The following is a 13,570-nucleotide window of genomic DNA, read 5'->3' as shown; positions in this document are numbered from 1 at the left end:
AGCCTCTCTGATAACAGAAAGGCTTTTGTGTGTATTGGTAAGCGAAGTTTATTTTTTAAACTTTGCGTATTTGTTTTTGAACTTGTCAATACGACCAGCTGTATCTACTAATTTAGATTTACCTGTGTAGAAAGGATGAGATGTTCTAGAAATTTCCAATTTTACTAATGGATATTCAGTACCATCTACATCGATAGTCTCATTTGTATCTGCTGTAGACTTAGTTAAATATACCTCTTCATTAGACATATCTTTAAATGCTACTACTCTATAATTTTCTGGATGTATTCCTGCTTTCATCACTAAATGCTTTAAATGTATTCGATTTTTCGAGGTGCAAATTTAATCATTTTTTATAAATCTACAATCTTTTTGGTAAATTTTATTTAGTAAAAGTATGTAACATTTATGTAACTTTGGATACTAACTGATAAATTAACCAAAAAAACTACAAATTAAATATGGAAAACAATAAACCCTCTATTAAACCAATTGCTTACAATTACGGAATTTACTTAGCACTTATTTCCATAGCAGTACTTATTATATTATATGCATTAAATATAGAAAGTCATTGGATAGCTAGTGTTATAAGCACAGTTGCCACAATTGCAATTTACTATTTTGGAATTGACTCTTACAAAAAATTGAACTCTAACCTATTAAGCATAAGAGATGGCTTAAAAACAGGAATGGGAATTGCTTTAATCGGTGGACTAATTTCTGCTCTTTACGCTGCAATACACTATTCTTATATTATGCCTGAATTTTTATCAGGAAAAAAGGACGAAGCAATCGCTGAAATGATGTCTCAAAATCCAAATATGCAAGGAGAACAGTTAGATATGGCAATGAACTTTATAGATATTACAGCCTCTACTTTTTTTATTTCAACTATGATGCTCCTTGGAAGTTTATTTTTTGGTTTTATCGTGTCGTTAATAATATCTGCTATTTTGAAAAAGGATCATTAAATAATTTCTTTATTTTTGGAGACTAGAAATTAGACTAAAATCATATGGATATATCAGTAGTAATTCCACTACTTAACGAACGCGACTCTTTAAAAGAATTACACGATTGGATAGTATCAGTGATGCTATCCAATCAGTTTTCTTATGAGATTCTTTTTATAGACGACGGTAGCACTGATAAATCGTGGCAAATAATTTCTGAACTAGGCGAAATTAATCCCAAAGTAAAAGGTATTCAGTTTCTTAAAAACTTTGGAAAATCACAAGCCTTGCATGCTGGTTTTGCTAAAGCAGAAGGAGATGTGGTTATTACAATGGATGCCGACTTACAAGATAACCCTGAAGAAATCCCAGAACTCTTTAAAATGATTAAGACTGATGGTTTTGATCTCGTTTCTGGTTGGAAAAAGAAGCGTTACGATTCTTATTTCTCAAAAAATTTACCTTCAAAATTATTTAATTGGGCAGCAAGACGTACTTCTGGTGTTACTTTAAATGATTTTAACTGCGGCTTAAAAGCCTATAGCAATACCGTTGTAAAACATATTGATGTGTATGGCGAAATGCATCGTTACATCCCTGTCCTCGCTAAAAATGCAGGATTTACTAATATTGGAGAAAAAATAGTACAGCACCAAGCGCGTAAATATGGGCATACTAAATTTGGAATGAACCGTTTTGTAAATGGTTTTTTAGATCTCATCACCATTTGGTTTTTGTCTCACTTTGGTAAACGACCAATGCACTTATTTGGAGCACTTGGCGTCATTATGTTTTTTATTGGGTTTTGTTTTTCCTTTTATTTAGGTATCGACAAATTATTTTTAAACCCAACAGGGAGACTTATTACAGACCGACCACAATTCTACATTGCATTATCGACCATGATTATTGGCTCACAATTATTTATCGCAGGCTTCTTAGGAGAGCTTATTTTACGCACTAATCGTCAACAACAACGCTATTTTATAAAAGAAAATTTGAATCTTTCTTGATAAGCTAATTTTATTATTTACAAGACTTATTAAAATTTTGAATTGTTTATTTTTGTTAATAAATCCACTTTATCCATGATACATATTAAACCAGAAATTTTAGAACGTGTAAATTCTTGGCTAACACCAACTTTTGATGAAGACTCTCAAAAGGAAATTAAAAACATGATAGCTTCTAACCCTAAAGAATTAGAGGAAAGTTTTTATAAAGATCTCGAATTTGGAACTGGTGGAATGCGTGGTATTATGGGATTGGGAACGAACCGAATCAATAAATATACCTTAGGAAAAAACACACAAGGTTTAAGTAATTATTTAAAAGAATCGTTTCCTAATGAAGATATAAAGATTGCAATTGCTTACGATTGTAGACATAATAGCCAATCCTTCGGAAAGCTTGTCGCTGATGTATTTTCAGCCAATGGTATCAAAGTGTTTTTATTCGAGGAATTAAGACCAACACCAGAATTATCATTCGCCTTAAAACATTTAAATTGTCATTGTGGTATTGTACTAACAGCGTCTCATAATCCGCCAGAATACAACGGATATAAAGTTTACTGGCAAGATGGCGGTCAATTAGTACCACCTCAAGATTCAGCTGTAATCGCTGAAATAAATCGTTTAGACTATTCTGAAATTAAGTTTGAAGCCCATTCAGATTTAATTCAATATATAGGAAAAGACGTTGATGATGTTTTTATTGATGCTTGCGTAAGCAACGGCAGTTTTGATACCCCAAAAGCTGCAAAAGAAAATTTAAATATTGTATTTACCTCGTTACACGGGACGTCTATAACGGCGATTCCTGAAACTTTTAAGCGTGCCGGTTATACTAATGTTCATATTGTTGAAGAACAACGTGTACCTAATGGTGATTTCCCAACAGTAGCATCTCCAAATCCAGAAGAGCCTGCGGCTTTAAAAATGGCCATGGAATTGGCAGAAAAAGTAGATGGAGATATTGTTATCGGTACGGATCCTGATTGTGACCGTTTAGGTGTTGTTGTAAGAAACTTAGATAATGAATTGGTAATTCTTAATGGGAACCAAGCCATGGTTTTAATGACGAACTTTCTTTTAAAACAATGGCAAAAAGAGGGCAAAATTAATGGGAATCAATTTATAGCATCTACAATTGTATCGACTCCGATGACGAGCGTTCTAGGTAATGCTTATAATGTTGAATCTAAAATTGGATTAACAGGATTCAAATGGATTGCTAAAATGATCAAAGACTTCCCAGAGCTTGATTTTATTGGTGGTGGCGAAGAAAGCTTTGGATTTATGGTTGGTGATTTTGTACGCGATAAAGATGCAGTAACCTCTACCCTTTTAGCTTGCGAAATTGCTGCGCAAGCAAAAGCAAATGGAAAAACATTATATCAAGAATTAATTGACTTATATGTTGAGCATGGGTTCTTTAAAGAACATTTAGTGTCTTTAACTAAAAAAGGGATTGAAGGAGCAGAAGAAATTAAACAAATGATGGTTGATGCTAGAAACAATCCATTAAAAGAAATCAATGGAGAAAAAGTAGTCTTAATTGAAGATTATCAATTGTCCGTTTCTAAAAACCTTCAATCTAACGAAGAAACAGCTATAGACATTCCGAAATCTAACGTTTTAATTTATTACACAGAAAACGGAAGTAAAATTGCACTACGACCTAGTGGAACAGAACCAAAAATAAAATTCTACATCAGCGTAAACGCACAATTAGACAATTCGTCAGACTTTGCGACAACGGAGCAATTGTTGGATAATAGAATTAATGCTATCCTCAAGGATATGAAGTTATAATTAATGGATTATATAAAAAAGTTATCTCGGTTTATATTACCGTATAAGCGCTATGCTATTCTAAATATTATATGTAATATTTTTTATGCCCTATTCAGCACATTAGCCATGCTATCATTAATGCCAATGATTAATGTGTTATTTGGTGAAAGCGAGAAAATTACTGAAAAACCTGTTTTTACAGGATTTGGTGAGTTTTTAGATTTTACAGAAAATTATCTCAATTACGTCATTACCAAAACAACAGCTAGCGAAGGTCCTCAACAAGCATTGCTCTATATGATTGTGCTGATCATTGGGCTTTTCCTTCTTAAAAATTTATTCAATTATTTAGCGCTATTCTTTATTACCTTTTTAAGAAATGGTGTCCTTAGAGACTTAAGAGACGAAATTTATATTAAAGTCATTACACTTCCTATTTCTTATTATTCTGAAAAAAAGAAAGGAGATATTATTGCCAGAATTTCTGGAGATGTTAATGAGGTTAAAAATTCTATGCTTTCGGTTTTAGAACTTATTGTAAAAGAACCTTTAACTATCCTATTTGCTATTGTTGCGATGTTTTTAATCTCTGTAAAATTGACAATTTTCGTGTTTATTTTTATTCCTATTGCAGGTTTTATAATATCTAGAATTGGTAAAAGCTTAAAACGAAAAAGCGAAAAAGTGCAACGCGAACAAGGTTTATTTCTTTCTACCCTCGAAGAAACGTTAGGAGGTCTTAAAGTTATAAAGGGCTTTAATGCTGAAAAACGTTTTAGTGCTAAGTTTCAAGAATCAACCAATAGATTTTATAACTTTTCAAACACCTTAATGAATCGCCAAAATTTAGCATCGCCAACAAGTGAATTTCTTGGTATTGCAACTATTGCGGCATTATTGTGGTATGGTGGTAATATGGTAATGGTAGAACAAACTTTATCCGGAGGTTCATTTATTGCATATATGGCTTTATCTTATCAAATATTAACACCAGCAAAAGCGATAAGTAAAGCTAGTTACCAAGTAAAATCCGGAAATGCAGCTGCAGAACGTGTATTAGAGATTATAGAAACAGAAAGTAGTTTGGAAGATCTTCCTGATGCTAAAATTAAAGACAGTTTCAATACTAGTATCAGTTTAAATAACATTTCATTTAAATACGAAGATGATTTAGTACTTAAGAACTTTTCAATTACAGTACCAAAAGGAAGAAGTGTCGCGTTAGTGGGACAATCTGGAAGTGGAAAAAGTACTATTGCCAATCTTGTAACGCGTTTTTATGATGTAAACGAAGGCAGCATTACCATTGACAACGAAAACATAAAAGATATAACCAAACACTCCCTTAGAAACTTAATGGGTTTAGTAACGCAAGATTCTATTCTTTTTAATGAGACTATAAAAAATAATATTCTCTTAGGCAAAGAAAATGCTACAGATGAAGAAATTATTGAAGCTTTAAAAATTGCCAATGCTTGGGAGTTTGTAAAAGATTTAAAAGGTGGAATAAATTATAATATTGGAGATGCTGGTGGTAAAATTTCTGGTGGCCAAAAGCAACGCTTAAGTATTGCCAGAGCTGTTCTTAAAAATCCTCCAATCATGATTTTAGATGAAGCTACCTCAGCTTTAGATACAGAAAGCGAACGTTTAGTTCAAGATGCTTTAGAAAAAATGATGAAGAACAGAACTTCCATTATTATTGCTCACAGATTATCTACTATTCAAAACGCTGATGAAATTGTGGTTATGAATAAAGGTGAAATAGCAGAACAAGGAACTCATGCAGAATTAATTGCTAAAAATGGAGTTTATAAAAAACTAGTAGAAATGCAGAGTTTTGAATCGTAATTAGACAGCCACGCTAAGCGATAATAATTAATAAAAAAAGGATGTATAGTTATATACATCCTTTTCTTTTTGTTATCAGATTTGGGAGACTGATAACCATAATAGGTTAAGCTTAAACAAACATATACTAAATAAAACTAGAAAACAAGAAAAAAATGCATTTTGTCGTTTATTTTTGTATTTCATCGAAATTTCAGGTTTTAATCTGCTGATTCTCAATAAAAAATTAAATCAATCTATTTAATCAAAAAAAACGATTAAACTTTTAGTAATTTGAGAGGTCTTAATATCAAATGAAATCAATTGATTAACGAATCGGAATTTATAACCCGTTTAAAAAATCCTTTAACAAAAGAAGCTGCTTATAGAGAGTTACTACAACTCTATAAGGAACGTTTGTATTGGCATATTCGTAAAATTGTAATCAACCATGATGATGCTGATGATGCGCTTCAGAATACATTTATAAAGGTGTATCGTAGCATCGATAATTTTAAAGGAGAAAGTAAATTGTTTTCATGGCTATATCGGATTGCGACTAACGAATCGATTACATTGATAAACAAAAATGCCAAACGTTTACAAATTAGTAACGAAGAACACCAAACAAGAGCTATTAATAATTTACAAGCAGATGTTTATTTTGAAGGCGATGACATTCAACTCAAATTACAGAAAGCCATAGCTACGTTGCCAGAGAAACAGCAATTAGTATTTAATATGCGCTATTTTGATGATTTAAAATATAAAGATATGTCAGATATATTAGAAACAAGTGAAGGTGCTTTAAAGGCATCCTATCATATTGCATCTAAAAAGATAGAAGCGATTTTAACTTCAGATTAAACTATTTTAGTAATCTGAAGTCTTAGTATTAGAAAACAGTTTAAATGATTTCGGATATACCGAAAAGTGAACATGAAAAAAAACAATTTACATAACGTTAAGTCTTCAGGCTTTAAAACACCTGATAATTATTTTGAGTCGTTTGACGCTGATTTTTTTGAACGTTTAAACGAAAAAGAAGCGATTAAGGCTTCGGAATTTTCGGGTTTCACTGTTCCTGAAAATTATTTTGATGCAGTTGAACATACAATTTTAGAAAAACTTCAAAATAAACCTGAAAAACCTGTTATTAACCTTAAACCGAAAAGCACATTTTACTACTTTTCTGGTATTGCCGCGAGTATTGTATTATTATTTAGTTTAGTATTTAACAATGACAATATATCTATAGACAATTTAGAAACCGAAATCCTAGAGAGTTACTTATATCAAGAAGAGTATAGTAATGAGGATTTTGCATCTATGTTTAAAACTAGTGAAATTTCAGAAACCGATTTTATAGACATTCATATTTCGGACGAAACATTAAATCAATATTTAGAAAACATAGAACCTGAAGACCTAATTTTTGAATAAAAAAGTTATGAAAATAGTACACACACTCATCCTTACATTGTTGGTTTCTGCTAGCTTATTTGCACAAAAACTAGATAAGGAAAAAATTAAAGCCCTAAAAATTGCTCATATAACGGAGCAATTAGATTTAACAAAAACCGAAGCTCAAAAATTCTGGCCTATTTATAATGCGAATGAAGATGCTGAAAGTAAACTTAGAGAACGATCTACTGACAAACGCAAATGTATAAGCCCTGAGAATTTATCTGAAAATGAAGCTAAATCACTTTTGTTAGATATTGAAAATATAGAAAAGGAGAAAATGGAATTACATTCTAAAATGTTAAACGATTTATTTGAAATTCTCTCTGCAAAGAAGATTATAAAGCTCTATCAGGCAGAGCGTTCATTCAGACAAAAAATGTTTGATGAGTATAAAAAACGGCATTCAAAAAATTAATACCATATAAAAAGGAAGCTAGAAATAGCTTCCTTTTTTTATTCTCTAAAAGTAAGTTTAGAAATCCTACCTTTTCCTCCTGCATAAGCCACAGAATCATTTAAAAATCGGATGGTATAAAAGCCTTCATCACTTAAATGCGACCAAGTATTACCAGCATCGTTACTGTAATCAATGCCTTTAAAACCTACTGCTACTAATTCTTTAGCGTTAGAATTTGGAATATACTGCACGCAGCTTCTATAACCAGTCCCTTTTCCGTTAGCCACAACTTGCCAAGTTTTGCCGCCATCATTCGTTTTTATTTTGTTGTTTAATGTATCGTTTGGTTTGGTGTAATCTCCACCAATAGCGAATCCGTTTTTATCATCGTAAAAATCTAGAGAATATATACCTGTAGTTTCTTTTCCTTGAGTAATCGGTGTATTGTATACTTCCCAAGTTTTTCCTTTGTCTGAAGAATATAGAATTCTACTCGCTTTACCTCCTGTAGCCACCCAAGTATGGTCTCCAATTATAGCAATATTGGTATCACTTGCAGCAAAAGCAGCTTCTCCTTTTTTTGCTTTTGGTAAATTGTCGCAAGATAATTTTGTCCAAGTCTCTCCTCCATCTCTGGTGATGATAATACTCATACAATCGTCTGTTGGATCTCCAATGGCGATGCCTTCATCATCGTTCCAGAAGTCCATGGCATCGTAGAACGCTTTTGGGTGGTTTTCCTTGTAGACTAGCCTCAATGAATCTTTATCAATCTTATATAAAAGCGTTGGTGATTCAATACTAAGAAGAAAACTAGCATTATCAGTTACTGCTAAGGCACGAAAGTTTGGTGTTATTGTATCGTGTTTCAATTGGAAAGTTAAATGAGCTATATCTTCAATAGGGGTTTTTCGAATTTCTCCAATTTTCCCATTAGACAAAGCAAAATAGCCTACCCCTTTCTCATCAATCTCCAAAGCTCTAACATTTAATAATGAATCTTGAATCAAAGTTTCAATCCCAACCTTTGAAATATTTCTAATTTTCAAAGGAACTTCAGATTTACAAGAACTAAATCCTACTAACAATAAACAAACGATAACTAATCTCATGCTATTCAATTTTCCATAAAAATAGAAAAGCTTTGCGATATAACCGCAAAGCTTTTCAAATCAATAACCAATCAATCACATATAAACTAGATCATCACTCTAGTTTTCCTTTTGGAGGGTTTTTACATCGGCAATTAACTGAGCAACCGCAGTTTTATTTAAACCATTGTAAATTCCTCGTATATGTTTATTCTTATCAACTAACACAAAGTTTTCAGTATGCAGAAAATCATCATCCGTTTTAACTTCTCCTAAATCTTCTTCTACAAAATAAGATTGTCGTCCTAAGTCATAAATCGTTTGACGCTCCCCTGTGACTAAATGCCACTTGGAAGCTAGAACACCTTTAGCTTCTGCATAGTCTTTTAGAACCTCTACTGAATCTGTTTCGGGTGTAACAGAATGCGATAATAATAGCACCTCATCATCATTTAAAAATTCGTCTTGTAAAATGGACATGTTTGCTGTCATTTTAGGGCAAATCCCAGGGCAGGTCGTAAAGAAAAAATCGGTAATGTAGATTTTATTTTCAAACGTATCTTCGGTTACGGTTGCCCCTAACTGATTTACTAAACTATAATTCGGTATCGTATGAAACTCTTCTAAAGCTTTATCTCCCTTAGATAACCAATGCGGTGTAAATGCTGCATCGCTGTAATAAGGCAGCATCTCAACTCTACTTGTTTTTTCTTGTTCGGTCTGTTTACACCCCAACAATACCAACCCAAAAATTAAACTATAATATTTTATACTGTACTTCTTCATCTTCTAATGCATAACATAAGTTTGCGCGTTTTAATCCAAAAATTCGTCCATTTTTGGCTTCGTAATTATTGTAAAGCTTTCCATTTCTTCGCCATGTCCGTTGCAACCCCTCTTCTTTTCCGTCTACTAAATTCAATTCTTTAAATGGCTCACCTGTAATATACCATTGGCGTTGCGTACCGGTTGCAATACCGTTTACATAATTTGACTCTGACCTTAGTTTTCCATTTCTCCACCAGCTTGTAGTCACACCATGTCGTTTTCCATTTACATAATTGGCCTCAAAACTTAAAAGTCCATCATCAAACCATTTCTTATAAACTCCATTTTTTACACCATTAACGTAGCCTATTTCTTCTGCCAACTCACCATTTTCATAATGACGTTCTGAGATTCCTAAAAACGGTTCATCGTGGTAATAAAAAAGTCCTTCATCTGCTACTAGTAACAAACTACCTGCTTTTACCTTAACAGTTTTATTAACGGTTTGTTTAATGTCATCACTTTTAGAATTGCAACCACCAAATGAGATTAACAACACTAAAAATGACAAAAGCTTAGTTGATTGAACTTGCTGAACCTTGGTAATCACCTGGAAAAAGGATATAATATTGATTAAGATATAATTCATTCTGTATATGGTAATGATATTCTGCTTCTGTTGTATGTTGCGTTGTACTGATATGTCCGCCTGAAGCATCTAAGTCTGTTGGATATGTTCCGGTCGCATTACATTTTCTACCGTATAAGAAAAATCCATCTGCTATGATACCAATTAAAGCTTCGTCGTCATTAGACCATGCTTTTGGCTCCAAATGATAATGGTAACTCTGTGGACCTGTATGAGCTGCTGAATAGTCTAAAGACCCCACTGCATTATCTAATGGAACATTAGGCCCCTCTTCATCATTATAAATCATAGAACCACTTATAGCAATACCGATTGGCCCTAATCCTGTTGATGATGTATTTGAAGCCAATGCAGGATTTGCAGAAACCGTTAAACTAAATGAACCATTAAAATCATCGATGTTTCCTGGTGCCATTTGATCGTGAGATGTAACGGTTGGCTCAACCCATAATGGATGATTAGAACTTGAAACTGTAGTCATAGAATTACCTTCTGGCCCTGTTATGGTTCGCGATGTTGTATTAGACCAATACGGAGAGGTATGATTTGGCAAACCGTTGGATTCTATCACCACATTAGTTCCGCTTAACATTACTGTTACATTATCTTCATCAAATTCTGAGAAGGCATTGTGTAGTTCAGTTACCGTTCCGCTGTCATCATCTGTGCCAACAGTAGAACTACTATCATCACTAGAACAAGCTAAACTTACGGTGGTGCATATTAATAATAAGGCTAATAGTTTAAATAAATTTTTCATGTTTCTTACTTTAATTTGTTTGTTTAAATATTTTAGATGTCTTTATAAAATAAAACTTGCGCTAAAAACTAAATTAATTTCGTCCTCCTCTAAGTTTTCTACCTTCAGGTCTTTGACCACCTTGTCTTTGTCCTGCTTCTAATTCTTGTTTTGAAATAAAACCATCACTATTTACATCTACTTTTGAAAATTGGTCAGACAAAGGCCCCTTTACTTCAGCTTTAGACAACTTACCGTCATTATTGGTATCCATTTGATTCATTAAATCTGTAATACTTGGTTTTTGTCCTTGTGCTCCATTTGGTAGACCTTGTTGCTCTCCTGATGTTTCTCCCATTAAACAACGCCCTACATATGGAAATTCATTCGTTACCAAATACATATAGTTATCATTTATGGTTATGCCATTACATTCATCTAAATCACCAGAGCCTTCTACATATTCAAAATCTGAAGTAAAAGTACCATCATGATGGCCTCCAACAGAAAGATCCATAGAATGATGTGGATTTTCATAAGTACAATCTTCCCCCTCTCTATTTCCATCTAAGGCTTTATAACTTGGCTTATATTTTCCCCTTTTAGAGTAATACATTGGAAAACCATCGTGAGCAAAACCAATATGAATCATATCTTCTCCATTATCAAAATCGTCAATTACAGACGTTGGCGTGCCATGATAATGATAAGCACCTGTTGGTTGCACATGTGCATGATTAAAATCTAAGCCTAAATCTATAACATCTTGAAGTGCTTCAACACGATAGTTTTCGCCCGTATCACAAACAACAACTTCTGCTGTACCTGGTTCAAACTTAATACCGTTTAAGGCTATTCCTGGTTCGCGTGACCATGTTGCTTTTCCTGTATATTTTGGGTTTAAAGGAAAACTATAAGTATTATTTTGAGCAGAAATTGAATTTGGATTGCCTTGATTAGGAAATGCACCTGTTTTATGATTTGGCAATGCATTGGTAACCATAACACGTCGGTCTTCTGTAAGTGTAACCTTAGTTTTAGTTCCAAAATTCTCATCTTCTAAATCGTACGCTCCAAAATAGTGACTAATGCTATTTGAATGTGAATGTGGTTCACTTCCATCATGGCTATGATCACTAGTTCCCTTATGACCATTACAAGCTAGTAAAAGGCTTATTGAAATGATGCTAATAAATTGATGGGTCTTTTTCATATTAATTATTCTGGTTTTATTTTTAGATGCCATAACAAATAAAAACTTGCGCTACTTTTTAAAAATTAATTTGTGAGTTCTTTATGTAACTGAAACGCCATGATTTTCGTTTTCTCTCTTAGATTTTTAGCGTTTGTTAATTGAATTTCAGTTTGCAATAACCGATCTACCAAACAGTTCTGATATTCTCTACTTTGAAGCAACTGAGCATAATTAGATTCCACAGAAAATGTTTGTAGTTTGTTTAAATTAAATTCACGCTTCGTAAGAATATCAATCAACGATACATACTTTTCTATCGCAGGCTGTAATCGGTTAACAATGATGTTCTTGATTTTTGCTTCTTGGTTTTCAAAATTATCTAACTCATTAGGATAGGCTGCAATTAGATTTTTCAACAACACACCTTCTATAAACTCAAATTTATTAGTTGTATTCACTGAATTTATAGCTCCTGTATGCAGTTGTGTTGGTTTATAATCGACATTAATAATCGTGTTTTTTTCATCTGTTCCCAACTCGTTCTGTTGCTCTGTCATAATGAGATCTATAGTCGCTTCTATGGCTTCCCTGTTTTTAGTATAACTGGCAATGGAAGAATCTAAAAGCACTAAGTTTGAATTTAGCTCTTCATTTAAAGATTCGTATATTTTTACTTCTACAATTCTATTTTTTCTTAATTCGTTTAAATTGTTAATTTTCCATGCTATCAGAACACCAATAACAATGAGTAAAATCTCTCCAAGCGCATAAATGACATAATTTTTGATTTTACCTGAAATCAATAATTTCTTTCTAATTTTTCTAAATAATCTCATATCACCAATTCTAAATTATAAGTCTTATCCTTTTATTCTTGAAGAGAAAAAAAGCTTCGCAATCTCTCACGAAGCCTTTAATAAACAACCAAATCAATCAAAAAAAACTATCTATTAATTTATATAATTACTTACCGCATCTGCCCGAGAAACCACATGTGTATTTAACTCATTAACGGCCGTTTGAAAATCTGAACTACTATTTAAAAATGTATAACCTATGTGTTTCTGTAGTCCAATCTGTAGCTTCAAAATCGGTATCATCGACGTCTGTCACACTTACCTCTTCAGTTTCTGTTGTCTCGTCTTCATTACTACAGGCATTAAAAGTCACTATAGAAATACTACATAGTAATGCGATATACAACACACTTAATTTGTTTTTAACCTCCTTCATATGGATCTAAGTTTTTTTGAGTTAGTTTGAATTAATACGAATTAGTTTCTCTCCTTTCGTTCTGGCTTTGGTGCTTTTTCAAATTCTTTTTCTGTGATAAACCCATCCTCATCGGTATCTATTTCAGAAAAATGCTCTTTTAAAGGCCCCTTTATTTCTGATTTAGACAATTTGCCATCTTCATTTGCATCCATCTCTTTTATTAATTCTTTAAATGTTGGTGGCTTTTTTCTATCCTGCTTATTACCCGTTTGACCAAAAACAGAATTCGACATAAAAATTGCGATTCCAAATGTTAGGACTACTGTTTTAATTGTGTGCTTTTTCATAAGTATTTGTTTTAAGATTATATACTTTTAGATGAGCTTCTCTCTTTAAACTTGTGCTTACCTCTGTTAAAAAAAACACAAAAAAAAGACCTTCTATAGCTGAAGGTCTTTTTGGTTT

16 protein-coding genes are annotated in these 13,570 nt (G+C 32.7%); 7 read left to right on the top strand and 9 right to left on the bottom strand.

Annotation, left to right across the window (positions count from 1 at the left end; genetic code table 11):
- Positions 1–48: 48 nt before the first annotated feature.
- Positions 49–300 (bottom strand): type B 50S ribosomal protein L31, encoded by a 252-nt coding sequence (locus tag DFQ09_RS08305; protein ID WP_092443965.1) that lies wholly within the window; start codon positions 298–300, stop codon positions 49–51.
- A gap of 161 nt (positions 301–461) precedes the next feature.
- On the opposite strand from DFQ09_RS08305, the gene DFQ09_RS08300 reads away from it, so the two are divergent.
- The 7 genes from DFQ09_RS08300 to DFQ09_RS08270 all read left to right on the top strand — a co-directional run bounded on the left by DFQ09_RS08300 (position 462) and on the right by DFQ09_RS08270 (position 7,466).
- Positions 462–974: a DUF4199 domain-containing protein gene (locus tag DFQ09_RS08300; protein ID WP_115809279.1), complete on the top strand. Its 513-nt coding sequence runs from the start codon at positions 462–464 to the stop codon at positions 972–974.
- A 44-nt stretch (positions 975–1,018) separates the two neighbouring features.
- Positions 1,019–1,969, top strand: a complete 951-nt coding sequence (locus tag DFQ09_RS08295) for a glycosyltransferase family 2 protein (RefSeq protein WP_115809277.1) — start codon at positions 1,019–1,021, stop codon at positions 1,967–1,969.
- A 75-nt stretch (positions 1,970–2,044) separates the two neighbouring features.
- On the top strand, positions 2,045–3,772 hold the full coding sequence (locus DFQ09_RS08290) for a phospho-sugar mutase (protein ID WP_181897160.1): 1,728 nt from the start codon (positions 2,045–2,047) through the stop codon (positions 3,770–3,772).
- A gap of 3 nt (positions 3,773–3,775) precedes the next feature.
- Complete coding sequence (locus DFQ09_RS08285) at positions 3,776–5,605, top strand: ABC transporter ATP-binding protein (RefSeq protein WP_115809275.1); 1,830 nt, start codon at positions 3,776–3,778, stop codon at positions 5,603–5,605.
- Between the two features lie 303 nt (positions 5,606–5,908).
- Positions 5,909–6,451 carry an RNA polymerase sigma factor gene (locus DFQ09_RS08280; RefSeq protein ID WP_115809273.1) on the top strand — a complete coding sequence of 181 codons (543 nt, stop codon included), beginning with the start codon at positions 5,909–5,911 and terminating at the stop codon, positions 6,449–6,451.
- 72 nt (positions 6,452–6,523) lie between these two features.
- Positions 6,524–7,027 (top strand): hypothetical protein, encoded by a 504-nt coding sequence (locus DFQ09_RS08275; protein WP_115809271.1) that lies wholly within the window; start codon positions 6,524–6,526, stop codon positions 7,025–7,027.
- Positions 7,028–7,034: 7 nt separating this feature from the next.
- Entirely contained in the window at positions 7,035–7,466 is a 432-nt protein-coding gene (locus DFQ09_RS08270) for a Spy/CpxP family protein refolding chaperone (RefSeq protein ID WP_147298339.1), read from the top strand.
- A gap of 38 nt (positions 7,467–7,504) precedes the next feature.
- Here the strand turns inward: DFQ09_RS08270 and DFQ09_RS08265 are convergent, their stop codons facing one another.
- The 8 genes from DFQ09_RS08265 to DFQ09_RS08235 form a co-directional block, all read right to left on the bottom strand.
- Positions 7,505–8,560 carry a WD40/YVTN/BNR-like repeat-containing protein gene (locus DFQ09_RS08265; protein WP_115809267.1) on the bottom strand — a complete coding sequence of 352 codons (1,056 nt, stop codon included), beginning with the start codon at positions 8,558–8,560 and terminating at the stop codon, positions 7,505–7,507.
- A gap of 99 nt (positions 8,561–8,659) precedes the next feature.
- Positions 8,660–9,325 (bottom strand): SCO family protein, encoded by a 666-nt coding sequence (locus DFQ09_RS08260; protein WP_115809265.1) that lies wholly within the window; start codon positions 9,323–9,325, stop codon positions 8,660–8,662.
- Complete coding sequence (locus DFQ09_RS08255) at positions 9,297–9,878, bottom strand: toxin-antitoxin system YwqK family antitoxin (protein ID WP_245940329.1); 582 nt, start codon at positions 9,876–9,878, stop codon at positions 9,297–9,299. Before DFQ09_RS08255 ends, DFQ09_RS08260 begins: the two co-directional genes overlap by 29 nt.
- A 4-nt stretch (positions 9,879–9,882) precedes the next feature.
- Positions 9,883–10,716, bottom strand: coding sequence for a YHYH protein (locus DFQ09_RS08250; protein ID WP_115809261.1), 834 nt, complete (start codon positions 10,714–10,716; stop codon positions 9,883–9,885).
- Positions 10,717–10,789: 73 nt separating this feature from the next.
- Positions 10,790–11,908: a YHYH protein gene (locus DFQ09_RS08245; RefSeq protein ID WP_115809736.1), complete on the bottom strand. Its 1,119-nt coding sequence runs from the start codon at positions 11,906–11,908 to the stop codon at positions 10,790–10,792.
- Positions 11,909–11,973: 65 nt separating this feature from the next.
- On the bottom strand, positions 11,974–12,726 hold the full coding sequence (locus tag DFQ09_RS08240) for a hypothetical protein (protein ID WP_115809259.1): 753 nt from the start codon (positions 12,724–12,726) through the stop codon (positions 11,974–11,976).
- A 199-nt stretch (positions 12,727–12,925) separates the two neighbouring features.
- Positions 12,926–13,123 (bottom strand): hypothetical protein, encoded by a 198-nt coding sequence (locus tag DFQ09_RS18770; protein WP_147298338.1) that lies wholly within the window; start codon positions 13,121–13,123, stop codon positions 12,926–12,928.
- A gap of 41 nt (positions 13,124–13,164) precedes the next feature.
- Positions 13,165–13,452 (bottom strand): EF-hand domain-containing protein, encoded by a 288-nt coding sequence (locus tag DFQ09_RS08235; RefSeq protein WP_115809257.1) that lies wholly within the window; start codon positions 13,450–13,452, stop codon positions 13,165–13,167.
- Positions 13,453–13,570 lie beyond the last annotated feature (118 nt).

This window comes from Winogradskyella pacifica, from assembly GCF_003386275.1.
Lineage (GTDB): Bacteria > Bacteroidota > Bacteroidia > Flavobacteriales > Flavobacteriaceae > Winogradskyella > Winogradskyella pacifica.
The sequence above is the reverse complement of the archived record's forward strand: the minus strand, read 5'-3'. Positions and strand labels throughout refer to the sequence as shown.